General features: G+C 65.3%; 24 protein-coding genes. 9 read left to right on the plus strand and 15 right to left on the minus strand.

The genetic code is table 11. The features are described from left to right. The first annotated feature begins 139 nt into the window (after window positions 1-139). Window positions 140-1,162, plus strand: coding sequence for an LLM class flavin-dependent oxidoreductase (locus tag AC1MEQ_RS08655; RefSeq protein ID WP_479796094.1), 1,023 nt, complete (start codon window positions 140-142; stop codon window positions 1,160-1,162). 64 nt (window positions 1,163-1,226) lie between these two features. Here the strand turns inward: AC1MEQ_RS08655 and AC1MEQ_RS08660 are convergent, their stop codons facing one another. The 4 genes from AC1MEQ_RS08660 to AC1MEQ_RS08675 all read right to left on the minus strand — a co-directional run bounded on the left by AC1MEQ_RS08660 (window position 1,227) and on the right by AC1MEQ_RS08675 (window position 5,574). After that, window positions 1,227-1,745, minus strand: a complete 519-nt coding sequence (locus AC1MEQ_RS08660) for a tetratricopeptide repeat protein (RefSeq protein WP_479795771.1) — start codon at window positions 1,743-1,745, stop codon at window positions 1,227-1,229. A 102-nt stretch (window positions 1,746-1,847) separates the two neighbouring features. Then, a complete protein-coding gene (locus AC1MEQ_RS08665; protein ID WP_479795773.1) occupies window positions 1,848-2,981 on the minus strand; it encodes a GH25 family lysozyme in 1,134 nt (377 codons plus the stop codon). Window positions 2,982-3,355: 374 nt separating this feature from the next. Beyond that, entirely contained in the window at window positions 3,356-4,906 is a 1,551-nt protein-coding gene (locus AC1MEQ_RS08670) for an LTA synthase family protein (protein ID WP_479795775.1), read from the minus strand. Window positions 4,907-5,349: 443 nt separating this feature from the next. Further along, on the minus strand, window positions 5,350-5,574 hold the full coding sequence (locus AC1MEQ_RS08675; RefSeq protein ID WP_479795777.1) for a hypothetical protein: 225 nt from the start codon (window positions 5,572-5,574) through the stop codon (window positions 5,350-5,352). Window positions 5,575-5,737: 163 nt separating this feature from the next. Here AC1MEQ_RS08675 and AC1MEQ_RS08680 point away from each other — a divergent pair, with 163 nt between their 5' ends. Then, the gene (locus AC1MEQ_RS08680; protein WP_479795779.1) at window positions 5,738-7,639 is read left to right on the plus strand and encodes an FAD-binding monooxygenase; all 1,902 of its coding nucleotides are present in this window, start codon (window positions 5,738-5,740) and stop codon (window positions 7,637-7,639) included. A 93-nt stretch (window positions 7,640-7,732) separates the two neighbouring features. Here the strand turns inward: AC1MEQ_RS08680 and AC1MEQ_RS08685 are convergent, their stop codons facing one another. The 7 genes from AC1MEQ_RS08685 to AC1MEQ_RS08715 all read right to left on the minus strand — a co-directional run bounded on the left by AC1MEQ_RS08685 (window position 7,733) and on the right by AC1MEQ_RS08715 (window position 14,631). Then, the gene (locus AC1MEQ_RS08685; protein ID WP_479795781.1) at window positions 7,733-8,293 is read right to left on the minus strand and encodes a hypothetical protein; all 561 of its coding nucleotides are present in this window, start codon (window positions 8,291-8,293) and stop codon (window positions 7,733-7,735) included. Between the two features lie 178 nt (window positions 8,294-8,471). Continuing rightward, window positions 8,472-9,152: a helix-turn-helix domain-containing protein gene (locus tag AC1MEQ_RS08690; RefSeq protein ID WP_479795783.1), complete on the minus strand. Its 681-nt coding sequence runs from the start codon at window positions 9,150-9,152 to the stop codon at window positions 8,472-8,474. 84 nt (window positions 9,153-9,236) lie between these two features. Next, window positions 9,237-10,331, minus strand: a complete 1,095-nt coding sequence (locus AC1MEQ_RS08695; RefSeq protein WP_479795785.1) for an SDR family oxidoreductase — start codon at window positions 10,329-10,331, stop codon at window positions 9,237-9,239. Between the two features lie 155 nt (window positions 10,332-10,486). Then, complete coding sequence (locus AC1MEQ_RS08700; protein ID WP_479795787.1) at window positions 10,487-10,741, minus strand: cysteine hydrolase family protein; 255 nt, start codon at window positions 10,739-10,741, stop codon at window positions 10,487-10,489. A 323-nt stretch (window positions 10,742-11,064) separates the two neighbouring features. Further along, complete coding sequence (locus AC1MEQ_RS08705; RefSeq protein WP_479795789.1) at window positions 11,065-12,492, minus strand: purine-cytosine permease family protein; 1,428 nt, start codon at window positions 12,490-12,492, stop codon at window positions 11,065-11,067. Window positions 12,493-12,746: 254 nt separating this feature from the next. Next, complete coding sequence (locus AC1MEQ_RS08710; RefSeq protein WP_479795791.1) at window positions 12,747-13,379, minus strand: hypothetical protein; 633 nt, start codon at window positions 13,377-13,379, stop codon at window positions 12,747-12,749. A gap of 91 nt (window positions 13,380-13,470) precedes the next feature. Further along, complete coding sequence (locus AC1MEQ_RS08715) at window positions 13,471-14,631, minus strand: uracil-DNA glycosylase (protein ID WP_479795793.1); 1,161 nt, start codon at window positions 14,629-14,631, stop codon at window positions 13,471-13,473. A 157-nt stretch (window positions 14,632-14,788) separates the two neighbouring features. Between AC1MEQ_RS08715 and AC1MEQ_RS08720 the strand changes: the two genes are divergently transcribed. After that, complete coding sequence (locus AC1MEQ_RS08720; protein ID WP_479795795.1) at window positions 14,789-15,679, plus strand: hypothetical protein; 891 nt, start codon at window positions 14,789-14,791, stop codon at window positions 15,677-15,679. A gap of 7 nt (window positions 15,680-15,686) precedes the next feature. Here the strand turns inward: AC1MEQ_RS08720 and AC1MEQ_RS08725 are convergent, their stop codons facing one another. After that, the gene (locus tag AC1MEQ_RS08725) at window positions 15,687-15,974 is read right to left on the minus strand and encodes a MerR family transcriptional regulator (RefSeq protein WP_479795797.1); all 288 of its coding nucleotides are present in this window, start codon (window positions 15,972-15,974) and stop codon (window positions 15,687-15,689) included. Between the two features lie 139 nt (window positions 15,975-16,113). On the opposite strand from AC1MEQ_RS08725, the gene AC1MEQ_RS08730 reads away from it, so the two are divergent. Next, the gene (locus AC1MEQ_RS08730; RefSeq protein ID WP_479795799.1) at window positions 16,114-16,539 is read left to right on the plus strand and encodes an Hsp20/alpha crystallin family protein; all 426 of its coding nucleotides are present in this window, start codon (window positions 16,114-16,116) and stop codon (window positions 16,537-16,539) included. 100 nt (window positions 16,540-16,639) lie between these two features. Next, complete coding sequence (locus tag AC1MEQ_RS08735; RefSeq protein ID WP_479795801.1) at window positions 16,640-17,026, plus strand: hypothetical protein; 387 nt, start codon at window positions 16,640-16,642, stop codon at window positions 17,024-17,026. Between the two features lie 43 nt (window positions 17,027-17,069). Here AC1MEQ_RS08735 and AC1MEQ_RS08740 read toward each other — a convergent pair whose 3' ends face one another. Together AC1MEQ_RS08740 and AC1MEQ_RS08745 are read right to left on the minus strand one after the other, a co-directional pair. After that, window positions 17,070-17,459: a nucleoside triphosphate pyrophosphohydrolase family protein gene (locus tag AC1MEQ_RS08740; RefSeq protein ID WP_479795803.1), complete on the minus strand. Its 390-nt coding sequence runs from the start codon at window positions 17,457-17,459 to the stop codon at window positions 17,070-17,072. Window positions 17,460-17,513: 54 nt separating this feature from the next. Next, window positions 17,514-18,185, minus strand: a complete 672-nt coding sequence (locus AC1MEQ_RS08745) for a DNA alkylation repair protein (RefSeq protein ID WP_479795805.1) — start codon at window positions 18,183-18,185, stop codon at window positions 17,514-17,516. A 215-nt stretch (window positions 18,186-18,400) separates the two neighbouring features. Between AC1MEQ_RS08745 and AC1MEQ_RS08750 the strand changes: the two genes are divergently transcribed. From AC1MEQ_RS08750 to AC1MEQ_RS08765, 4 genes are all read left to right on the plus strand, one after another. After that, complete coding sequence (locus tag AC1MEQ_RS08750) at window positions 18,401-18,787, plus strand: hypothetical protein (protein WP_479795807.1); 387 nt, start codon at window positions 18,401-18,403, stop codon at window positions 18,785-18,787. After that, window positions 18,784-20,760: an alpha/beta hydrolase gene (locus AC1MEQ_RS08755; RefSeq protein ID WP_479795809.1), complete on the plus strand. Its 1,977-nt coding sequence runs from the start codon at window positions 18,784-18,786 to the stop codon at window positions 20,758-20,760. Before AC1MEQ_RS08750 ends, AC1MEQ_RS08755 begins: the two co-directional genes overlap by 4 nt. Before the next feature lie 71 nt (window positions 20,761-20,831). Beyond that, window positions 20,832-21,344 carry a hypothetical protein gene (locus tag AC1MEQ_RS08760; protein ID WP_479795810.1) on the plus strand — a complete coding sequence of 171 codons (513 nt, stop codon included), beginning with the start codon at window positions 20,832-20,834 and terminating at the stop codon, window positions 21,342-21,344. Between the two features lie 26 nt (window positions 21,345-21,370). Next, window positions 21,371-22,249 carry a TolB family protein gene (locus AC1MEQ_RS08765; protein ID WP_479795812.1) on the plus strand — a complete coding sequence of 293 codons (879 nt, stop codon included), beginning with the start codon at window positions 21,371-21,373 and terminating at the stop codon, window positions 22,247-22,249. Here AC1MEQ_RS08765 and AC1MEQ_RS08770 read toward each other — a convergent pair. Next, window positions 22,236-22,922 (minus strand): TetR/AcrR family transcriptional regulator, encoded by a 687-nt coding sequence (locus AC1MEQ_RS08770; RefSeq protein WP_479795814.1) that lies wholly within the window; start codon window positions 22,920-22,922, stop codon window positions 22,236-22,238. The genes AC1MEQ_RS08765 and AC1MEQ_RS08770 overlap by 14 nt on opposite strands. Between the last annotated feature and the right edge of the window lie 15 nt (window positions 22,923-22,937).

The raw sequence follows: 22,937 nt of genomic DNA on the forward strand, positions 1-22,937 counted from the left end.
TCAGGGCAGGGATGCGTAGCCGACCGGGGCACCACGCAGCCGGGCAGGGAAGCCCTGGCGAAGCCTCATCCCCGCCGTCGTACTCTGTCCATGCCCGCCAGCCGGAATAGGAACCACCGGAACCGGGTTGGACATGATTGTGAAGAACATCGGATTACTGTCCTTCGGCCACTGGACCGACCACCCCCAGTCCGGCACACGCAACGCCTCGGACGCGCTGCTGCAGGCGATCGACCTCTCGGTCGCCGCAGAGGAGCTCGGTGCGGACGGGGCGTACTTCCGTGTCCACCATTTCGCCCAGCAATACGCCTCCCCGTTCCCGCTGCTCGCGGCGATCGGCGCACGGACCAGCAGGATCGAGATCGGCACCGGCGTGATCGACATGCGCTACGAGAATCCGCTCTACATGGCGGAGGATGCCGGCGCAGCCGACGTCATCTCAGGCGGTCGACTGCAGCTGGGCATCAGCCGTGGCTCACCCGAGCAGGTCATCGACGGGTGGCGCCTCTTCGGCTTCTCGCCCGCCGAGGGCGAATCCGATGCCGACATGGGACGGCGGCACACCGAGCGCCTGCTCGAGGTGCTCACGGGCGAGGGTTTCGCGGAGCCGAGCCCGAATCCGATGTTCTCGAACCCCCCGGGGCTGCTGCGCGTGGAGCCGCATTCGGCGGGCCTGCGCGAACGCATCTGGTGGGGTTCCGGGTCGAACGCGACGGCAGTGTGGGCGGCACAGCTCGGCATGAACCTGCAGAGCTCCACGCTCAAGGACGACGAATCCGGAAAGCCGTTCCACGTCCAGCAGGCCGAGCAGATCGAGCGCTACCGGCAGGCGTGGAAGGAGGCCGGACACGAGCGTGAGCCACGGGTCTCGGTCAGCCGCAGCATCTTCGCCCTGACGGACGAGCGAGACTGGCAGTACTTCGGCCGCGACCGCTACAGCTCCGACCAGGTGGGCAACATCGACGCGAAGACACGCGCCGTCTTCGGGCGCTCCTATGCCGGCGCCCCCGACGAGCTCATCGCGAAGCTGGCCGAGGACGAGGCGATCGCCGCGGCGGACACCCTGCTGCTCACGGTCCCCAACCAGCTCGGCGTCGACTACAACGCCCACGTCATCGAGGCGATCCTGGAGCACGTGGCACCGGAGCTCGGCTGGCGCTGAGTTCCGCCGCCACGGCGCGCTGGCAGAACGTACTTAGGTCACTCCGCGACGCCGGCAGCTCGGGCTAGGACGTGCCCGGCGCATCCTTGTCGAGCGACTCCAAATAGGCGGCGTTTTCCCGCAAGGCCGCCTCATACCGGAGCACCTCTTCAGTCTGGAACCGGTCGGCGATCAGCTGGAGCACAGATCCGAGGGCTGCGCTGGGCTTCCCCGCCGCATGCAGCGTCAGGGACTTGAAGAGCACCAGTGATTCCGATTCGGGAAATTGTCGAATCCCGTCGTCGAACAGGGCAAGACTCTCATCCAGGCGTCCCAAGTTGCGTAGGGTGCTGCCGTATTGCAGGTAGCACTGGCGAAGCCATTTGCCCGCAAGCCCCGCATCCATCGCCTTGCGGTAGTACCCGGCCGCGACGGCTTCCTGGCCGTCGGTGTCGTATGCCCCGCCGACCTCGTACAGCACCTCCGGATCGTTCGGGTGCTGCCTCAAGATGTGGGTGAACGCCTCGATGGTTGGCGCCATATCCGCCCGATCCCGGGCGGCGAAAATCTTATCCAGCTCCACGCGGAGGTCGTGATCGGCCATCGTCATTCCTGCCCCTCAGATGCACGGCTGCATCAGTTCCGAGACTAGTGGATGCCCGGCCATCCTCACCGAGCCTACGAGGGTGGCCTGCCATGCCTTCGGTTACTCCGCTACGCCGGCGAACTTGCGCAGCCCCGCCAGGCTGCCGTTGAAGACGTTGCCGTCCACGCCCTTGCTCGGGCTGATGAAGCCGGTCGTCGTCGAGTACTGCCAGACACTGTAGATCGGCCATCCGCCCGGCAATGCACCAGGAGTGTCCTGCGCGGCGGACGGGTAGCGCGCGATGTGCAGGGGCCATCCCTTGAACCGCGTGGACTTGTTGGTGCAGGTGTCCCACCATGACTTGGCCGTGTAGATCATCGGCACCCGGCCGGTCAGCCGCTTGACCTCTGCCCCGAAACTGTAGATCCAGTTCGAGAGCTGGGTCGGCGACATGCCGAAGCAGGCGTTGCCCTTGCCCTGCGGGTAGTCCGCTGCGCTGTAGGGGTTCCACTCGATATCCAGCAGGGGCGGCATGGTCTTGCCGTCCGCTGACCATCCGCCACCGTTGGCTACGAATTGTCGCGCCTGGGTGGTCCCGCTGGAGGTCGCGGGCATGGCGAAGTGGTAGGCGCCACGGTTCAGGCCGGCCTTATAGGAGCCGTTGTACTGCTGGCTGAAGTAGGGGTTCTTGTACAACGTGCTTGGCCACGATTGCGTCGCCTTCACGTAGGCGAAGCGTGCGCCTTTGTCATAGGCGTAGGCCCAGTCGACGTTGCCCTGGTGGCTGGAGACATCCACACCCGGTACGCCCGGTGGCCGCCACCATCCGTTACCCGAGGTGTAGGCGGGTGCCACGGTGGCGGCTGGCGCATGGGCCGTGGCCCGGTCTTGTTCGGGGATGGCAACGGCCCCTCCGCTGGCCTTTCGGGCCAGCTCCGCCAGCTCGTCGCGCGTGGGAACCTGGGCGCTTCCCGTTTCCGCGATCCGCCGGGCGCCCTGTCCCATCTGCGCCGGAAGCTCCGTCATCTGGAGTGCGTCAAGGGCTTCGGTGGCCAGCTTCTGCCGATCGGCCGCTGGGAGATCTTCTTTGGACAAAGCACTCACGATTTCCTGGGCTACTTGAGCCGGCTGGTCGGGCGACGAGGGCCGGTGGTCCGGCTGGCTTGCGGATGCCGGAACCTGCATCGACGTCAGGGCGAAGGCAAGTGCCAAGGGGATCACCGCCAAGCGGCGGCGGGCGGGCGATGGCTTCATGGTCGGTCCTCGGGTCGGTGCTGCCGAGCTGGTCGGCTCGTCCACGGGGAGTCTGGCATACCGCGGGCGGGCCCTACAAGAGTAGAAACCACTGTTCAAGAAATGTTTCCTTCAACCTCGTCACCGACTTTCCCGAAAAGTCATGCAATGCCCAGCGCATGCCACGATGTCTACTGGCAGGCAGCCATCACCTTCCTGCTGGTCTGCGCGGCGCAGTGTGCTTCGTCGCGAGCCGCGGACGACGCAAGGGATGGCTGCTGCTGCTCCACGGTCAGCGCACATGTCATCGCGCAGACGGCCCGCTCAAACCGCGGATGGAAGGCTGGGCCGAGCCGCCCCGGCGCGCCACGCCGACCACTGGAGGACGGACGGCCCTACTGGGCTGGGTTCGCGCCGGCCCAGGCCTTGGCGTAGAACCGCGCCGAACGCGAGTTCAGGAGGTCTTTATAGGCCTCTGGTTCCATGGCCTGCGCGGAGTCGTCCGGAACCGTCGGGCTGAAGGCGGAGACGCCCAGCCCGGCCTCGTGGTTCTTCACCTTCAGGCCGGCGGCTTCCAGGAGCGTGGGGTACATGTTCAGCTGGTCCGCCCTCGGGCGCAGGTCGCTCTTCTGCCCTCCGCCAGGGATCCAGATCCGGTTGAAGATCGTGCGGTTATCGTTGTTGTCCAGCTGCTTGTGGAAGGCGTCTCCGCCTCCCATGTGCTTGAGGTGGTCACCCATGATCACCACGGCGGTGTCATCGAGGTAGCCCTCCTCCTTCATGTAGTCCACGAAACCGGCAACCTGGGTCATGGAGCAGAAGAACATCGACGTGACCACTTCCTTTGTATCCACGTCGCAGTAGTCGTAGATGTGCGCCGGCTCGTGGGTATCCAGGGTCAGCATGGAGAGGTTGAACGGCTGACCGGTCTTTTTCGATTCAGCATGCAGCTGGTCGATCTCGTCCCTGGCATGCTCCATGAGGCGCTTATCGCTCAGGCCCCAGTCGGGCCGGAAGCTCTTCGCCGGGTCACCGGCGGCCCGCCAGTCGGAGAGGCCCTTCACCGTGGAGTAGCCGTGGCCTTCCAAGAAGGTGTCCTTCGCGGCGAATTGGCCATTGGCACCCCCCAAGAAGGTGCTGTTGTAGCCGTGATCGTCCAGAACGTCGCCCAGGCAGGTGACCCCTCCCAAATAGGAGCCGACATCGCTACCGAGCTCATTGAGGCTGCCGCTGCCCAAGACGGAACCCGTGCCCTTCAAGGGGATGCCGCATTGTGTGGAGCTGAGTCCGGCCATGGTCCAGCCGCCACCCTCGTATTGCTGGAAGTCAGCCACACTCTGCCAACCGTCCGCAGCCTGTGTGGCCTTCTCCAGGGGCGCAAACGCGTCCTTCTCGAAGAGCTGGTCGTCCGCGAGAGTGGCCTCACCGGACTCGAGGTAGATCAGCACCAGGTTGCGCTTGTTCTTGTCGCTGGTGACTGTCGGTTCCACGTAGTGGTCGCCGATATTGAATTTCGAATTCCCCGCCTTGATGTAGTCCGCCAAGCTCACCGTGGAGGAGAAGGCCGTGGTGCCGCCGACGACCACCGCTGCCACCAGTACAGTCGAAATGGAGCGCCTGATCCATGGCGAACGCCGAGTCAGACCGCCGCTGGCCCGGCGCTTGCGGAGCCGTGAGCGGTGCCAGAGGGCGATGCCTACGGTGACCAGCAGGGGCAGGACGCCGATCACGAGGACGCCGATCCAGACGAAGGATCCGCCACCGCCGTCGGTTTCGACGGAGACGAGATTCAGGAGCATCTGCCCCACGGAGATCTTGCCGAATAGCACGCGGATGCCGATGCCTGCGAAGAGCAGCACGAGCCCCGCCCAGATCAGGACGTAGACCAAGATGCGTCCCATGACGGCACCAACCCGACGGGCGACGTTTAGAATCTGGTTGGACATGGCAACACCTCGCGTTCCAGAAGCCCGCGTGTTTGCCGACCACCTTTGACTGCTGGCCCATTTGCGGACCCATAGAAGATTAGTACCCCTACGATACCCGTTCAACCGCAGTTCACCTGTTGGCCACGGCTCGTACACCGTAGTTCCGGGCGCCGCGCGGAGCTCTTCCGTGGTGGAGGGATGCTGACGGCCGCGCGGATTCCCACCGTCTGCGCCCGGCCCGGTGGGGGTCGACAAGTCGAGCCAGCCGGAATCCGAACGCGATGGTCCCTCGGGCTACGTTCAGTTCATCGGCGATGGCTGGGCCAGGAACCATTTCGGTGGCCACGGGCCCTGCGCCCCGGCTTTTTCCGCCTCACCCTCGTCCAGATTCTGCCCGGTACGTAGATAGATGTCCCGCGGGACGCCGCGTTCACCCGCAGCCCTCGCCGCCGCCGTCCGGGTCACTCCCGGTCGGCGGGGGCCGCCTTTCTCTCGACGATCAATCCAACGAGAGAGATGGCCGCGCCCACGATGGCGATCGGCACCGACACGAGAAGAAGCAATGCGGCTCCGATGTTCGGGCCGGTCCCGTCGGGCACGTCCATCCCGGCGAAGACGAAGCCGGCGGTGCCCGCCACGACGCCCACCGCCAGGATCACCAGCCCGGTCTTCGTCACGATTCCCATGGACCTACCCTTGCATGCCGCCCAGGCAACTCGGGGCAACACTTGTTAGCCACGTCATAGTCCCCGTATAGTGTGTTCCAGATCGCGTGTTCGATAATCGAATGTTGAGTTCAATTATAGAACACCCATGAACGACCAGTACACCTAGAAGTGAGGACCCACCGTGCAGTTCCACCACCACGGATACGTTTCAGGCGACCCGCGCGTCCAGCCCGCCGCAGGAGTCGGCATCGGCCGCCCCGAGGAGCTGCCCGACGAGGTCGACGTGCTCATCGTCGGCTCCGGCCCGGCAGGCATGCTCACCGCAGCCCAGCTCGCCCAGTTCCCGGACATCACCACCCGCCTGGTCGAACGCCGCGGCGGCCGCCTGGAGATCGGGCAGGCCGACGGCATCCAGGCCCGCAGCGTCGAGACGTTCCAGGCCTTCGGCTTCGCGGAGGCGATCACCTCGGAGGCGTACTGGATCACCGAGATGGCGTTCTGGCGCCCGGACGCCGAGAACCCCACCCACATCGTGCGCGGCGGCCGCGCCAAGGACGACGAGACCGGCATCAGCGAGTTCAAGCACCTGATCGTCAACCAGGCCCGCGTGCTCGACTACTTCGCCGAGGTCGCCAAGAACTCCCCCACCCGCCTCACCCCAGACTTCGGCTGGGACTTCCAGGGCCTCGAGGTCACCGACGAGGGTGACTACCCCGTGAAGGTCACGCTCGTCCGCAGCGCCGGCCCGGACGAGGGCACCACCAAGATCGTCCACGCCAAGTACGTCGTCGGCTGCGACGGCGCCCGCTCCAAGGTCCGCTCCTCCATCGGCTGCACCATGGCCGGCGACCAGGCCAACCACGCCTGGGGCGTCATGGACGTGCTCGCCAAGACCGACTTCCCGGACATCCGCACCAAGTGCGCCATCCAGTCGCACGACGGCGGCTCCATCCTGCTCATCCCCCGCGAGGGAGGGCACCTCTTCCGCATGTACGTCGACCTCGGCGTCGTGCCGGGGAACGACAAGGGCCAGGTCCGCAAGACCTCCATCGAGGAGATCATCGCCAAGGCCAACGCCATCATGAACCCCTACACGGTGGAGGTGCGCAACGTCGCCTGGCACAGCGTCTACGAGGTCGGCCACCGCCTCACCGACCGCTTCGACGACGTTCCCACCGAGGAGATCGGCACCCGCACCCCGCGCGTGTTCATCACCGGCGATGCCTGCCACACCCACTCGGCCAAGGCCGGCCAGGGCATGAACGTCTCCATGCAGGACGGCTTCAACATCGGCTGGAAGCTCGCCCACGTCCTCGAGGGCCGCAGCCCCGAGGAACTGCTCTCCACCTACTCCGCCGAACGCCAGGTCGTCGCCAAGAACCTCATCGACTTCGACAAGGAATGGTCCACCATGATGGCCAAAAAGCCCGAGGAGTTCGATAGCCCCTCGGACCTCGAGGACTTCTACGTCGCCACCGCCGAGTTCCCGGCAGGCTTCATGACCGAGTACACCCCCTCGCTGATCACCGCCGAGGCGAAGCACCAGGACCTGGCGACCGGCTTCACCGTCGGCAAGCGCTTCAAGTCGGCCATGGCCGCCCGCGTCTGCGACACCAACCCGATGCAGCTCGGCCACCAGGCGGCCGCCGACGGTCGCTGGCGCATCTACGTCTTCGCCGACCCGGCCACCGCCGGCTCCGCCTCCCCCACCGCGGATCTCGCCGAATGGCTGGCCACCGCGCCGGACTCCCCGATCGCCGCCACCCCGGAGGGGCACGACGACGATGCCTGGTTTGATCTGAAGGTCATCTACCAGCAGCCCCACGAGGAGATCGACATCAACGCGGTCCCCACCGTCTTCCGCCCAGAGGTCGGCCCGTTCAAGCTGACCAACCTCGAGAAGATCTTCGGCACCGTCCCCGGAGCCGACATCTTCGACGAGCGCGGCCTCTCCCGTGACGGCGTCATGGTCGTCGTCCGCCCCGACCAGTACGTGGCAAACGTCCTGCCGCTGACGGCCACCGACGAGCTGGCGGCCTTCTTCGCCCCGCTGCTGCACGCCGACGCGTCGCAGAAGGCGTAACCTCCGGAAGGCATCGCGTCCAGGGGACGGCGCCGGCCTACGCCTGCAATCGCATTTCGCTGGGTCGGACGTCACTCCCACCTGGCTCCGGCATCATCTCCACAGGAGGAGGTCTTGCAGCGCGATCTGGGCGTCCTGCCAGTCGTCGGCAGCCACACCGAGCTGCTCAGGCCGATACCGCGCAAGGGTCCTGGTCAATTGGCGGATGCGTTTTGTACCACTGCCAAACATCCTCGGACCACGGTTCGAGTCGGACAACAGGACCGCCAGCGTCACCGAGTCTTGAAGGTGGCGGATGCGGTCGCGCGAGTCGACCCGGTACGCATCCGATTTGAGCATCAGGGCGCCAACAACGTCCGGGCACGAGATGGTGGATGTACCGTGCTCGTGCAAAATATCGAACTCCACGGTCCTCCGCAGCGCATTCGTGCCGCCGGGTGCCCGAACAACACCTCGTGCAGGGAGCTTCCTCATGAGTGACGGGGGTGCATGATCAGCGATCAGGAAGTCGATGACGTCATGACCACGGACGTAGCGGTGCAGTGGCTGCTTGCGTCCCAGGGATGACTGAGGAACATAGCGGATTCTAGTCAGGCCCTCGTGCAGAACCGAGAGGCTGTTCCCCGGAAGCTCGACATGGATCAGCGTGTCCACATCGCCAGTGGGCCTCGGCGGTTCAACCCCAGCCGCTATGCAGTGGAGCTGGACCATCAGTCCACCTACCAGCGACCAGTGCCTGGACGGCACGGCATCTGCGAGCTCAAACGCGTTCGGCCACGGATGAACCCATACGTCGGCGGGCGCATCAAGAGTTATCCGGGGACGCTGCGCCTTAGTCATGATGTAGGAGCCGGTTCAAAGTGTCCCGGCCGGCTCCACGCTCCCGTACGTCATCCGAATCCATCAGGTCCAATGCGATGAGGGCATCTGTCCCGCCGGCTCTCCCCATCGCGGCTTTTGCGACAAGTCGGAGCACGACATTGCCGTTTCCATCCAGGTGCATTGGCACCTGGGATAGCAGATCCGCAAGCCTCCCGTCCCAGTATCCTTCAACGCGGCCTTCCACCCGCACGCCTGCGAGACCGAATCTCTTTGATCTGCTTTCCTCCGCTATCGCGCTCACGCCGCCCGGCTCGATCAGTTGGGTAAGCCGTCCAGATGCGCGCGGACTTGCGTGAAATCTCTTGACTTCACACCGCTTGCGCGCCAAACGATGCAACTCGTCGGCATCCAGCGTCCGCATCCTGTACGCCAACTTGGATCGCCGCGGCTGGTCGATAAGCTCCGTCTTGAACCCAGACAACATTTCGATAGCCGCCCACGCAGTGGTGGCCGACCAGACCCGGCCGGCCTTCCGGATGTCCCGCTGGAGTCGGTATACGGCGGACGGTTCAAAGGCCAAGGAAGCCCCCACTTTCGTGGCGGGCAGGCGGCCGGACGACACCATACGGCGGACGGCCACCGGCGAAACGCCCAATTCACTTGCCACGGCATTTGTCGTCAGCAGTTCCATGTCTCAATTGTATCTCAGGAGAAACAATTGAGACATAAATACCGACGAGCTCGTCAGCATTCGGCCAGCGCACCCGCTGAACTGTCAGGGAATGATTCTTTCCGCACGGTAACGGTCGAACAGCCGGAGGAAGGAGTCCTCGGTGCGCCGGTAACCGGTGAAACCGGCCAGTCGGCTCTTGCCCATGTCCGCCATGACCTCCACGTCGCGGCCGAGGTCGGCATCGGTGTGCCACCAGGACGCAACCTTGGACAGGTCGTCAGTCACCAGTCCGTGGGTGGCGGCGAGCTTCGACCACGTTTGCCCCATGCCCTGCATCTGCTCTTCCAACGGCCGAGGAGAGCCCTCGAAGCCTTCGGGCTGGACACCGAAATAGGCAGCCAGCTTCGGCCACATCCAGCGCCAGCGGAAGACGTCGCCGTTGACGATGTTGTAGGCCTCGTTGCCCGCCGACTCGGTGGTCGCGGCCCAGACCATGTGTTCGGCCAGGAGGTCCCCGTCGGTCACGTCGACGAGGCCGTTCCACTGCGTCTCGGAGCCCGGGAAGACGAATGGCATGCCCAACTCCTGACACAGCGACGCCTGTGCGGCCAACGTGAGGCCCATGTTCATGGCGTTTCCCACGGCGTGGCCGATGACCGTATGCGAGCGGTGGACCGACCAGCGGAATCCGCGCCGCTCAGCAGCAGCCCACAGCTCGTCCTCCTGGGCGTAGTAGAAGTTCTCCACCGGAAGCCGGGGTGCCTCCTCGCGGAACGGGGTGTCGGGAACCGGCCCCGCCCCGTATGACTCGAAAGGGCCCAGGTACTGCTTCAGCCCGGTCATCAGCGCCACATGCTCCACCGGGGCATGGCCCAGGGCCACGAGCAGATCGCGCAGCATGGCCGAATTGACCCTGATGTTCTCCTCTTCGGTGTCCTGCCGCGCCCAGGCGGTGAAGAACACGTGGGTCGGCTGCTCGCTGCCGAGGGCCTCCTTGAGGCTGTCGGCGGACTGCAGATCGGCGGCGATGTGCCGCACGGTCGACTTGGCGCTGGGGCGACGGGATAGGGCCAGGATGGTCCAGCCGCCAGCCCGTTCCAGCTCCTCGATGATCGCGGATCCGGCAATACCAGTGGCGCCGACGACGAGCGCCGTCTGGGTGGACGTAACAGGGTCTGCGATGGGCGATGTGTTCATGACTGCCTGCGCTTTCGTTGTGGCGGATGGTGAAGGGCCCCGCCGTGAATCGTCTGCCCTGTCGGTTCCAGGCCTCCCGGCGTGGGTGGGGCCGCTGGCGTGGGTGCCGCGTTGACACGCTTCCCCATGCTAACTGCCCCCCTCAGGCCTTCCGGTTAATGCGATTCCGAGGCACCGGACCGCTCCGCCAGCAGATCGTCGCAGGTGGCCAGCCGGACCATCGGGGCCAGCAGCCCCATCATGGCCACGGCACCCTCGTGCGCCGCATCGTCCTGCCCGGCGCAGGCGTCGGTGACGACGGTGACGAACCGGCCCGCGTCGGCGGCGGCCAACGCGGTGGACAGGACGCAGCAGTCGGTGGCCACGCCCGTGAGGACGAGCTCCCCACCGACCGGCACCTGCTGAGCCATCGCCGGCCCCACTTGCCGAAAGTGGGCAGATCAAGGGTGGCACCGCCGTCGTACCCGGGAAAGTCCACGTCCCATACCGGATCCTCCGGCGGTAGCCGCATCTCGTCCCAGCGGTCGTAGTAGGCCCTCCACGATCCCTGCTCGGACGGGTCGGGGACGAAGCGTGTGAACAGCGGGTCGCCGATGGCCTCGATGAGCCGGCCGATCCGGGCGGCCGCCTCGTCGTAGCGCGGCACGTGCCATTGGCCCGGCCGGCGGAACGCGGCCTGCATGTCGATGACCACCAGGTGGACGGCACCGCTCCCCCGGACTGCTGCCATGGCCTATCCCTGGTCGGTGACGGCCAGTGGCTCACGACGGGACAGCCGCGGCAGCCGGTAAGTCGCCAGGTAGACAACCAGGGCGATGGCCGCCCCAACGTAGAACGTCAGGTCGCCCAGCTGCGGGTTCGCTGCGGCGATGGGGCCGGTATAGACGGCGGAGATCCAGAACGGGGTGGACCCGAGCACGCCTGCGGCCCACGCGACGAAGCCCCATTCGAACTTCCGTGACTTGTCGAACAGCTCGCGCAGCCCGCGGTCGCTGCGGCGCCTGCCGAGCACATAATCGCAGATCAACACCATGACGTAGGGGGCCACGAAGTAGGCGGTGAGGTTCAGGAACACGGTGAAGCCGTCGTTGAAGCCGGTCTGGCCCCAGAGCGCCACCAGGTAGGAGGCGGCGCAAATGAAGACGACGGCGGTGTGCCGCTTCACCGGCACCCCCATGGTCTGGATGGAGATGGCGCCGCCGTAGACGTTGAGGAAGTTCTGCGTGAACGAGGAGAGCGCGACGATCCCCATGCCGACGATCGCCCACGGGCCCATCAGGTCCTTGAGCGCGCCGATGGCGTCGTCCGTGGTGGCGGTGGCCCCGAGCAGGACGCCGAGGATGCCCATCCACGAAAGCGTGACGAAGTTGCCCAGCATGGTGAACACGCCGGCACCGCGCCGGTTGGCCGAGGTGTTGGGCAGGTAGCGGGAGTAGTCGGAGGCGAAGGGCATCCACGCGATGATGAAGGACATGAAGTAGCCGAAGAAGATGATCCAGCCGCCGACGCCGGCAAATCCCGCGGCGGATTCGTTGACGGTGTTCACAACCTCCCCCTTGGCCAGGGCGACGACGGTGATGAACACAAAGCCGGCGAACAGGATGATCGAGAGCACGCGCTGCAGGAAGTGGATGAGGTTGTATCCCATCACGGCAACGACGAGCTGCAGCAGCATGAGGATCAGCGCCGAGGCCCAGAACGGCATGCCGGAGAGCAGGGCGATGGCCTGCCCGCCGAGGATGACCGTGACGGCGGCCCAGCCGACGCCGGCGAAGACGTTGACGTAGGCGACAGGCAACAGGTTGCCGATGAAGCCCAGCGGTCCGCGCGCCTGCATCTGCTGCGGGACGCCGAGCCGGACTCCCATGCCGGAGAGGTAGCCCATGACGGTGGCGGCGATCACGCCGGCCACCAGGATTGCCAGTGCTGCGGACCAGAACGGCAGCCCGAAGTACGTGGCGCTGAACCCCAGGACGACGATCGGGAAGTTCATCCCGGCGGCGAACCACAGGAAGAACTGCGACGACGGCTTGCCGTGGCGCTCGACGTCGGGGATGTGCTCGATGCCGTAGGGCTCGATCTTGGTCAGGCTGTTGCGGTAGCCGCGGTCCTGGGCGATGGCGTCCTCGGCTGGAGGCACGCGCGTCGTGGTGCTGGTCATGGTGGTTCCTCGGATTCAGGGGGGCTGCGCTGCTTCCCCAGTCGGCTCCGTGGGACGAAGCCGAAGCGTCCGTTGAAAAGGACGCGCAAGGAGGGACATGAACGGCATGGATGCCAGAGATGAAGAACAGCGGCATCAACCCTAGCGCGGTGATGCCAAAGCCCATCCCCCAGGGCTCATTGTGTGATCGATCTGTCAGTGGGGGCGCCCTGTGCACCACCACGGAGGCCCGGGTTCCGTCGTCGTACTCTGGCCTAGGGTTTGGCGCGGAAGGTGATGACGTGCGCCGCGACGGACCATCCGATGTCGGTGTAGCCGCTGACCTGGCGTTCGGAAACGACGGTGTACAGGACATCCGCGCCGTGGACGTAGGCCTCCTCGACCAGGGCTGCCAGTACCGCTTGGCCGAACGCCGGGCTGGTGTCCGGGTGATGGGTTTTGAGGGAACCGATAACGGCCACCCCGTTCTCGACACGGACGCGGCCACTGGCGACCGGACGGCCGAATTCGGTGGCCTCCACCATGTCGTACAGCTCCAACGGGGCCTCTTCCAGCCCTCCGTTCTCGGGCAGTGCAGATGTGGTTTCGAGCTCCGAGGTGGCCGCCGTGAGCAGCACCGCACGCTTCACGGGCACCAGCCCACGGGGCGCGGCGTGGTCGAGGATTCCCTCCGACGGGTCGGCGACCAGCGTCACCAGCGACCCGGGCTGGGAACGGGCGTCCTGCACCACGCGATCCGCGTCGTCACCGGGCCAGCCCAGGATGTACTCGGTCGGATCGTGTTCATCGACGGTCCGGACACCAGCACCGTCCACCGTGGCCCCACGATCCCGCACTGCTGCCCACGCCGCGGCCCAGTCCTGAAGGGTTTCCCGCCATCCGCTCACCGTTTGTCCTCCTGCTCGGTCGTCTGCTTTGAGCATACGACTCGTTGCCCGGGGGCCAAACGTAGCCTGGCATGGCCAGACCCCCCAGCTCCTACCGCGGGTCCTTGCCTTCAGGTCGGAACGGCGCCCGGTCAACGAGCGACGCAATGGCACGTCGAACGGAAATCAGCGGATGTGCGGCACGTTTGCCCTCCCCGGATTCGCCAGCGCGGGTTGTTTCGCCACTGACCTGACGTACGGCCCCGTCATCAGCTACGGTGAAGACCACGATCCGGAGCTGATCCATGACCCACTCCGGTACGCGCTGGACTTTGGCCAGTGCTTCCGCGGGGACAACGACGGCAGGAATGAAGGATGCCTCCTCGCTTTCGGGAAAACGGCGCAGCAGCTGTCCGAACAGCGTGTCGATGTCGAGACCCATGCTCGATCCCGTACGGCCCTTGACCTCGGCTTTCAGGGTGACTCCGTCTCTCGTGGCCACCACGTCGCAATAGTTCACCTGGCGCCTGACGTCCCACCCGCCCGCGGTGAGGTATTCGGCGAAGGCCTTCTCCACGATGGCCTCGCTTCCGCGACCCGTTGCAGCTGCCGGAGCCGGCTGTGGGATTTCCTCCCCGCGGAGTAGGGCGCCGACGCGATGATATGCATCGAGGCGCCGTTGGACCCGCCGATCGCGTTCGGCTGGATCCTTGTGCCACAGCGCCTGCTGGCTGGGGTGCAGGGAATTGACGACGACCAGGCTTCGTTCCGCTGCGTAGCCTGGATGGAGAGCCTCGAACTTTCGCCACATGCCAGCGGCGTCTGCGCCCTGGAGGAACACGATCTGGATGCGCGGCAACAGGTCCAGTAGTTCGCGCAACACCCTTGCTCCTTCCTCCCGTTCCGCCGGGTTGGGTGCCCGGTTGATGTACCAGGGGTATGCGTTCCAGGGGAGAACATCGCGCGGTTCGATGCCCTCTTTGCCAAAGAGCCCCAACTGCTTCGCCGCGGTCTGATCAGGGTTGAACACGGACAGGAGTCCGGTGCCCTTGGTCCGGTCCGTCATGGGGCCGGGATCCCGCAAAATGCTGAGCACCCGCGCATCCACGCCGCCATGCATGGGTGCGACGTGGGGTATCTGCTGCCCTTTGCGCTTGGCCAGTACGTCGATGAAGCGGTTGACCGGTTCAACGTGCGGCTCCGCCAGCCCCTGGCGCTGAGCGTCCCAAAACTCCGTGTCGTCCAGCGGGTGTGTGTATCTTTCGATTGCCATCGTGCCCCTCCAACATGTTGTTGCCGATGGTTCTGCCCGGTCGGCCTATGCAGGTCGCGAGCAGGCCGAAGTCGACATGCACCGAGGCTACGCGCCCAACTGTCGGTGGCGGCACCTATCGTCGCCGGGAGCGGATCAAAGGGGGGGAAGAAGGACCATGTTCGACAAACGACACTGGCGTGACATCGCGGCGCAGCTGCTGGAACAGACCCGTGCGCAGCGGATCACCTGGGTGGAGGATGAGGTCGGCCCGGAACGGACTACCGGGTTCACGTGCACGTTCGAGGCCGGCGGCACCTCCCTGTCCCTGTGGGGCTACCCGACCGGATACTCCTACGAGCTCTCGGTCCGGCGGAAGAACCTGGACGACAGTGAATACACCGACAACCTCCGCGTGACCAACAAGGCTGCTGCGGACGGTGCTCCGGTCGCAGAGCTGTTCCGTTGCGTGCGCGACGCCGTCGCCGCCGAGCGCGAACGGGAGGCACGTGAGAATTCCGAAATCACTTTCCGGCAGTTGCTGGACTCCACCCTGGGTGTCCCGGCCGGCGATGACTACCTGTCGGTGCGGGACTTCTCGAGTGATGACTACAACGGGCACTTCGAGTTCGACACGACCCAGTGGAACACGGTCATCGATGCCATGCTGGACCGGACCGTTGCCGGCACCCTGCAATGGCAGCCGATAGGGCTGGTGTCCCCGCTCCAGGGGCAGTATTCCGCCACCCTGCCGGGTGAGATCACGCTCGGGTTCGTCATCGACGAGGACGATTCGGAAGGGCTCGACGGGCGGGGCTTCAGCCTTTACCTGCTGGACGGTCTCGACGTCGGGGGCTGCCGAAGCCTCCACGATGTCCAGGCCATCGAGGCACTGGACAGCAGGGATCTCGACGCGGGGAACGCCGAACCCCGATCCCACGCGGCGTTGGAGGCCCTGCACAATGTGCTCCGCCGGGAGCTCGTCGCCGAGCACACCGCATTCCAGGAGATCGCCAAAGAAGAAACGTTCCGCAGCGTCCTGGCCGCCATCACCGCCGGTGCCAGTTAACCGTCGCTCACGTGGCCGGGCGGCGTGCCAGTTCGTGGCGTAGTTGGTAGTTTTCGGCCTCGAGGTCGAGCACCAGCCGGATACCCGCCAGGTTCACGCCGTTGTCGAGCAAGGCGATGATGCGGTGGAGCACGACGATATCGTCCTCGCTGTAGCGGCGGGTGCCGCCTGCGGTGCGTTCGGGTTCCAGCAGGCCCCTGCGCTCGTATAGCCGGAGGTTTTGCTGCCCCGCCCCGGTCAGTTCGGCGACGACGGCGATGCCGTAGACACCCTTGCTCGAGGATTGTTGTCCCATGCGCCACTTCCTCCAATTTTTTCCGGACGGACCCTTTACGGCTCCATGCGTTCATGCTATAAAAAATCTGTACCGGATGACACAGATTATCATTCGGTACGGCAATACCAACCTCGATCTGTGAAGGAGTGAGAAGACCATGCTGATGCGCACCGATCCCTTCCGTGAACTCGACCGGCTCACGCAGCAGGTTCTGGGAACGACGGCGCGTCCGGCGGCGATGCCGATGGACGCGTGGCAGCAGGAACATGAGTTCGTCGTCGAATTCGATCTGCCCGGCGTCTCGCCGGATTCGGTGGACCTCGACGTCGAGGGCAACACCCTGACGGTCCGCGCGGAACGGCCGGACCGGACGGCGGAAAACACCGAGCTGGTGGTCTCGGAGCGTCCACGAGGCGTCTTCAGCCGCCAGCTGATCCTCGGCGAGGCCCTGGATACCGATGGCATTCAGGCGAGCTATGACTCGGGCGTGCTGACCGTGCGGATCCCGGTCGCCGAGAAGGCGAAACCCCGGCGGATCCAGATCGAAACGGGCGAGTCCCAGCAGCAGGAAATCAACGCCTAGTCCGATCACATGCCGCCGAGGTGGCGCCCGCGGGGCCGGGCGCCACCTCGGCCTCCGGGCATCACCACCCGACCCCGATGAACCTTGGAGGTTGTCCCCGATGAGCGGCTGGCGTAGCTACAACAAACCGTTGCTGCCGGTGTTCCACGAGCGCTTCGAGGAGCGGTGGGGCAAGGGCCACGCGCCGTTTCTTGACCCGGAAGTCCTCGAACAACCAGTCCCCCGTGCCCAATGGATCAACATCGACACCGGAGCGGCCATCGCCGTCGTGCCCATCTGGACCAAGGACGACGACACCCGCCGGTCCTTCGGGGTCTTCTACCTGCCACCCGCCGGGGACATCTGGGTGCTCTACCCGGGACAGGGGGCGTATACGGAGCCGGGTCGCGGCGGTGTAGAGGACCGGGACCAGGTGCACTTGCGCAACGATGCCTTCAACAAGGCAGTCCGGATGGCCCGGACCCTCATCGACGGAGGCGGTGACTGAGCATCCATCGACGCTGCTGAACCCCCACGCCGACGCCTGAGGGCTACGAGGTGCCTTCTCGGGGCTCGCCGGCCGGGGCCGAACCGGGGGCGGTGCGTTCAATGGTGCCGTCGAGGGCTTTCCCGATGTTGTCCATTGTCTCGCTGTAGGCCTGGCCCAGGTTGATGCCCAGACGGTCGGCGATCACGAAGTTCCACCACACCGATTCCGCGAGCTTGTGCCTGAGTTCGGCATCGGCGTCGCCGTCGATGTCCCAGATGCCGTCGTTGGCCAGGATCAGGCGGCCGATGTAGCCGACATCGTTGGAGAAGCCCATCATCATTTCGTGCAGCGACCAGGTCTTGCCGTTGAACCATTGTTCGAGGATCTCGTATTTCGCGCGGACGTCGAGCGCCCGGTCACGTGCTTCATCCAGGGGTGATGCAGGAGTCATGGTGAGCCTTCCCGGAACCAGGGTTCCGACGTCGTGCTGGGAGCTGGGTGACGGTCAGCCCGCGGTGCGCCGGCCGACGATTTCGTTGATCCAGATCGGGGCGAACGGGGACGTGCAGTTCGGCGGTGTGGGGTAGTCCTTCAGGACCTCGAGCCGTTCGCCGATGGCCAGGGCCCGGGCCCGGTGCTCCTCGTGCTCGATCCCAATGGTGGCCAGGCAGGTGTTCATAGCCCACTGGAGCCGGTCCGGGGCGTCCTTCATTTCGGCCTCGATGGTGTCCAACAAACCCGGCAGATCCAGGCCTTCTGGCTTTTTCACTACGCGCTCGGAAGTGAGTGCCCACCCGGCGCTGGCGACCACCGGATCGGCGTCCGCCATCCACGCCACGCGCAGCTCCTCGACATGGGTGTTCTTCTTGACCACGTAATTGACGAGCCAGTCGTGCACCTTCGGCGCGCGCGACTCGCGCAGCATGGAGTCGAGTTCACCGCCGTCGTACTCCTTGGGCTTGCAGATCAGCAGCCCCAGCAGACGTGCGGCGGTGTCGCCGGTGTCCCAGAGTTCCCTGGCCAAGGGTTGCTGGGTCTTCAGCCGTTTGGCGATGGCGCGCAACTTCGAGAGGTTCACCCCGTGGTCGTCACCGTGCCTCTCGTTGACCGCCCGCACCTTCGGGTTCTCGAGTTCGGCCAATTCGGCCATCAATTCGGAGACCGTTGTCCCTGACATGACACCCTCCCGTTCTCCGGTGTGTAGGACCCCAGTTTAGGTCGTGAACGGCGGCCGTCGGGCGGGGTGCTGCGGTTTTGCGCCGTCGCGCTCGAGGTTCCGTCTCCACAGGGGAGAACTCCCCATGGACTTTCGACTCACGGATCTGCGAAGGTCAAAGGGAACGGGCGGACCGCATTGGACCGCACAGCTACGACTTTTTGGTGGGGAAAGCCATGGCCTACAAGATCACCCCCGGAGCCCTGCACACCATCTTCATCGATGTTGCAGCCGATGGGGAATCGCTGCGCTCCGCTGCCAAAGACACCAAAACCGCCGGAGACACCGTCCAGGACAATTTCGGGACGGCAACTACAGTCAAGGCGGCCTTCGACCGTTTTTGGGGCCCCCGGGACGACGTCGGCCAGCGTGCCAGCAGCCTGGTTTTCCGCAAGGCGGCGTCGGTCGCCGACACGGCCGTCGCATTGGTCGACGCCGACGGTGTCATGTCCGACGAGGCCACCACGGCCGTAGGCCGCATCCCCACGAGCTACACGGCCCCGCCCGTCTGGGCGACGGACGCCGGAGACTCGCCTTTCAATTTTTCAGCCCGGACGCGATGACGAGCATCGAGAAGTTTCCCGACATCGACGTTCCCTGGGATGCCCTGGACGACGCGGCCACCGATATGCAGTCGCGGGCCAAGAGCACCAAAAGCTACGTCACGGACGCCCAAACCGCGTGGGACAGGCTTCCCGGCGCGTACCAGCACGACGAAACGCAATCAACCGTTTATGCCGCGTTGAACGACCTGACTGCACCCACCGAGGAGTGGAAAGAAGCCCTCTCCGCCGCGAAATCCACCATTTCTGATTTCGTCTCCACGGGGAAGAAGCTTCAAAAGGAGTCCGATTCCCTGTCCACGCTGTTGCCCCTTCTCGACACCAAGGTGGCGCTGGGACAGGGCGGGGACAACCCGGATCTCGATCAGGAAGTCAACGAGTTCAACGACCGTGCGAAGAAGTTGCGTGACGATTGGAGTACGGCTCAAAGCACGGCCGCCGATGCCTTGGATGCCATCAAGACGGGCACCGGTGGATCACTTCCCCTGTCCGCTGCGTTGGGTGGCCCCACGTTGCCCGACGTCTCCTGGAGCACCTTCACCAAGCGACTCGACGAAAACTTCGGTGATGTCGATCCGAAGGACCTGCTGCCGTCCCTGCGCGGTCTCTCCGCCGACGAACTTCGTGCCTGGGCCGATGCCAACCCGGAGGCAGCCGAGGTCCTGGCGTTCAACAAGCCCGACGGCGGCTTTCCTCCCGGTTCGCCCGAAGCCACCATGGCGGCGGTCATGGCGGACGATGCACCCTTAACCGAATCCGGCATCGATGAAATCCGTTCCACCTGGTTGGGGCTGAGCGCCAAGGACCAAGAGAAGCTGCTCCTCCTCTATCCGGGTCTCTTCGGCAGCCTCAACGGCATCCCGATGGCCAAACGTACGATGTCCAACGTCATCACCGTGGCGGGTTACCGCGAGAAGATCCGCGGCCAACAAGTCGATCCGGGGCCGAAACCGAACGTCAACGACTTCACCGCCGAGGCATTCTCGGAGCCCGGCCACGACCGGGTGCGCGCCTACGCCGCCTATGGCGCCTATCAGGAAGCGCTTCGAAAATGGGAGGATGCCGTCGCCGCGCAGGACGCACTGGACGCGCAGGCCAAGGGGCTCGACTACGCCATGGACAACGACACCCAGGTCGTCATGGTCTCCCTCGAGGACGGTGGCCAGATCGTCACGATGAAGGGCCAGCCGTCGTCGTCCACCACACATGCCGCGACGCTCGTTCCGGGCACGACCACCGACCTCGGAACCCTGGAGTCCTCCATGGACCGGTTGGATGCCATTGACGGCGACGAGGGACCCGGGAAGGTTTCCTTCTACTGGCAGGGAACCGACCTGCCGGATGAGATTCTGGACAACGTGTCGAGCGACTACAACGAAAAAGGTGCACCGCGGCTGGCTGCCTTCGACTACGCGGTCGACGCGGAGATTTCCGACAAGGCCCGGACCACCTATGTTTCCCACAGCGCCGGAGGTTCGCTGTTGGGTACGGCCGAACGCGAGGGGCTCGACTCGACGAACATCGTCTATGTGGCGCCCGCCGGCACTGGGCACGACGTCGGAAGTCCCCAGGACACCCAGAATCCCGACGCAAACCGCTATTGGATCCAGACACGGGACGATCCCATTATTTGGTCCCAGCGGCTCGGCGGCGGCTACCACGGTGACGGTGTCGGGACCGTCAGTGACCCCACCGAACAAATGGGCGCCCACCGGCTCGAATCCGGTTTCCTTGATCCAAAGGACCCGGATTCGATCGTCAAGGGCCACTCGGAGTACTTCACCCCCGGCTCTACCTCGGCGAACAACATCCAGGCAATCATCGAGGGAGGCGACGTCAGCCCGTACATAGAAGACAAGATGCGTTACTCGACTCCTCATAGTTACGCGAGCTACTCCCCCTTGGAGGACCGACCGGAGGATTATGCGTATGGGAAGTTGAAGACCGTGCCCACCGAGAGCCTGGAGAAATGATCATTTCCCGTCGACTAACCGCTGGTGTACTTGCCGCTGGCGTCCTCATGCCTATTTTGGGAGGTTGCTCCATGTCCAACACGCCCGACCCCGCGCAGGCGTCACAGGCTTCTGCCGCGCTCAATGAAAAATTCACCACGCTGATGCCGCAATTGGTCGATCCTCTGTCCGGCGCGGCGGAGATGAACTACAAGCGGGTCCGTGAAGAGAGCTGCCTGCGGGCCGAGGCAGACGATCCGCAGACGCGCACGTCGTGGATCGGATGGGCCGTCGGGCCTGTTGCGGACAAGGCAGCGGCAAATCGGGCATTGGACTCACTGGACTCGCAGCTGGCCAACGATGGGTGGGACAAGAAAAATGAAGTCACCTCCAGCGACGATCGCCCCGGAAGCGTCAGGACGTTGTTCTACCGCAAAGGAGAGCTCGGTCTCAGTGCAGATCTTCAACGCTCACCGCACAGGCTGATCTTGGACATCAATCTGTCGTCCAGTTGCGCAGATCAACCGGTCGAGCATCGCATGCAACGCTCCGAGCTCGACCCCGGCTACGGAAAGAACAGCCAGTTCTACGACGACTGGAAGTAACCTGGGGCCAACGGAAGGAAGTCCCCATGCCCCGCACGCTGGGTACCGGCCAACGCTGCGAAGTGTGGGTCGCCTCCGCCCGAACCGGCGAGCGCCAGCTGGCCCTCACCACCGATGACCTGCTGCTCGAAGCCCCCAACTGGACCCGGGACGGCCGCGCACTCGTGCTCAACGGCGACGGTCGACTCTGGACGCTCGACCTCGCCGATTCCCAGCTGGAGAGCGTACCGCTCGCGGGGCTTCCGGCGCTGAACAACGACCACGTCCTGGCCCCCGACGGCGAGCACATCTACGTCTCGGCGGACGACGGGCACATCTACCGGGCTCCTCTTAACGGCGGCACCGCCACCCGGATCACCGACGAGGACGGCTGGTTCCATTTCCTGCACGGCGTCAGCCCGGACGGCGCCACTCTGGCCTACGTCGGGATCGAGGCCGGCGACTTCTCCCGACCCGGGCGGCTGATGACCATGCCCGCGGCCGGCGGGCCACGAACATTCGTCGACACCGGTGCCGGCCATGTCGACGGGCCGGAGTTCTCCCCCGACGGCCACTGGCTGTACCTGAACACCGAGGTCTTCACCACCGCGCCCGGTCACGCCCAGCTCGCCCGGATCCGCACCAATGGAACGGGGCTCGAGCAGCTCATCGCCAGCGACACCGTGGACTGGTTCCCGCATCTCTCCCCCGACGGCCACCTGGCCACCTACGTCCGCTTTCCGGCCGGGACGCTCGGGCATCCGGCAGATCGGGATGTCGAGGTGGTGGTGGTCTCCACCGGGGACTGGACGACGCCGGTGCACACCGTCGCGCTCTTCGGTGGCCAGGGCACGCTGAACGTGAACAGCTGGGCCCCGGATTCGGACCGCTTCGCCTACGTTGCCTACCCGTTCAGCCCTCGGTGATCCCGTCGGTGCGGAGCTGTCGGTGGATCAGCTGCCTGAACACGTCTTCTGCGGGTTCCCGTCGCACGGCGTTTCCCTCGAGGGCCCGGGCCAGGTGCGGATAGCTCCCAGACGCCACCGCTGCGGACAGCCGGCCGGCACCTGCGGTATCGGCGCCTGGGGCACCTGCCGATAATTCGTTCTGCACAAAGGCCGAGGTGATCGCCGTCAGGGAAGCGATGGCCTGCAGCTTGCGCGGCCCGGGAAGATCGATGTCCGCCAATGCCTCCAGGGCCCGTTCCAGGTAGTCCAGGCTGTTCGGGCCCAACGAGGGACGGGTCAGCAACAAGGGCGCCACCCAGGGGTGGCCGTGCATGATGTGTCGGCCCTGAAGGGCCAGGTTCAGCATCTTCTCGGCGGCAGATGCGGTCGAGGAAGACAGGTCGTATTCGCCGGCCACGCGATCGATCATGACTTCCAGCAATTCATCGTGTGACGCGACGTAGCGGTACAACGACGCCGCCCCGGTTCCGAGGGCCGCTGCCACCTTGCGCATCGAGACCTCCGACAGCCCACCTGCGTCGGCCAGCCCGACGGCAGCCGTCCCGATCGAACCCAATGAATGCGCCGGGGCCGGCCCGCTCCCCTTGACCGGAGACCGCGCCCACACCTGCGTCCGGTCTGAGGAGGCCATGCGCTGTCGCGTCCA

Source organism: Arthrobacter sp. ASL1 (assembly GCF_056680475.1).

Bases quoted from the DNA above. Each gene is read 5' to 3' on its own strand.
- AC1MEQ_RS08660 (WP_479795771.1), bottom strand. From the start codon at position 1,745: ATGGCCGATCACGACCTCCGCGTGGAGCTGGATAAGATTTTCGCCGCC.
- AC1MEQ_RS08695 (WP_479795785.1), bottom strand. From the start codon at position 10,331: ATGAACACATCGCCCATCGCAGACCCTGTTACGTCCACCCAGACGGCG.
- AC1MEQ_RS08720 (WP_479795795.1), top strand. From the start codon at position 14,789: ATGTTCGACAAACGACACTGGCGTGACATCGCGGCGCAGCTGCTGGAA.
- AC1MEQ_RS08670 (WP_479795775.1), bottom strand. From the start codon at position 4,906: ATGTCCAACCAGATTCTAAACGTCGCCCGTCGGGTTGGTGCCGTCATG.
- AC1MEQ_RS08740 (WP_479795803.1), bottom strand. From the start codon at position 17,459: ATGACTCCTGCATCACCCCTGGATGAAGCACGTGACCGGGCGCTCGAC.
- AC1MEQ_RS08755 (WP_479795809.1), top strand. From the start codon at position 18,784: ATGACGAGCATCGAGAAGTTTCCCGACATCGACGTTCCCTGGGATGCC.
- AC1MEQ_RS08770 (WP_479795814.1), bottom strand. From the start codon at position 22,922: ATGGCCTCCTCAGACCGGACGCAGGTGTGGGCGCGGTCTCCGGTCAAG.
- AC1MEQ_RS08725 (WP_479795797.1), bottom strand. From the start codon at position 15,974: ATGGGACAACAATCCTCGAGCAAGGGTGTCTACGGCATCGCCGTCGTC.
- AC1MEQ_RS08715 (WP_479795793.1), bottom strand. From the start codon at position 14,631: ATGGCAATCGAAAGATACACACACCCGCTGGACGACACGGAGTTTTGG.
- AC1MEQ_RS08705 (WP_479795789.1), bottom strand. From the start codon at position 12,492: ATGACCAGCACCACGACGCGCGTGCCTCCAGCCGAGGACGCCATCGCC.
- AC1MEQ_RS08765 (WP_479795812.1), top strand. From the start codon at position 21,371: ATGCCCCGCACGCTGGGTACCGGCCAACGCTGCGAAGTGTGGGTCGCC.
- AC1MEQ_RS08665 (WP_479795773.1), bottom strand. From the start codon at position 2,981: ATGAAGCCATCGCCCGCCCGCCGCCGCTTGGCGGTGATCCCCTTGGCA.
- AC1MEQ_RS08750 (WP_479795807.1), top strand. From the start codon at position 18,401: ATGGCCTACAAGATCACCCCCGGAGCCCTGCACACCATCTTCATCGAT.
- AC1MEQ_RS08735 (WP_479795801.1), top strand. From the start codon at position 16,640: ATGAGCGGCTGGCGTAGCTACAACAAACCGTTGCTGCCGGTGTTCCAC.
- AC1MEQ_RS08730 (WP_479795799.1), top strand. From the start codon at position 16,114: ATGCTGATGCGCACCGATCCCTTCCGTGAACTCGACCGGCTCACGCAG.
- AC1MEQ_RS08745 (WP_479795805.1), bottom strand. From the start codon at position 18,185: ATGTCAGGGACAACGGTCTCCGAATTGATGGCCGAATTGGCCGAACTC.
- AC1MEQ_RS08700 (WP_479795787.1), bottom strand. From the start codon at position 10,741: ATGGCTCAGCAGGTGCCGGTCGGTGGGGAGCTCGTCCTCACGGGCGTG.
- AC1MEQ_RS08690 (WP_479795783.1), bottom strand. From the start codon at position 9,152: ATGGAACTGCTGACGACAAATGCCGTGGCAAGTGAATTGGGCGTTTCG.
- AC1MEQ_RS08675 (WP_479795777.1), bottom strand. From the start codon at position 5,574: ATGGGAATCGTGACGAAGACCGGGCTGGTGATCCTGGCGGTGGGCGTC.
- AC1MEQ_RS08760 (WP_479795810.1), top strand. From the start codon at position 20,832: ATGTCCAACACGCCCGACCCCGCGCAGGCGTCACAGGCTTCTGCCGCG.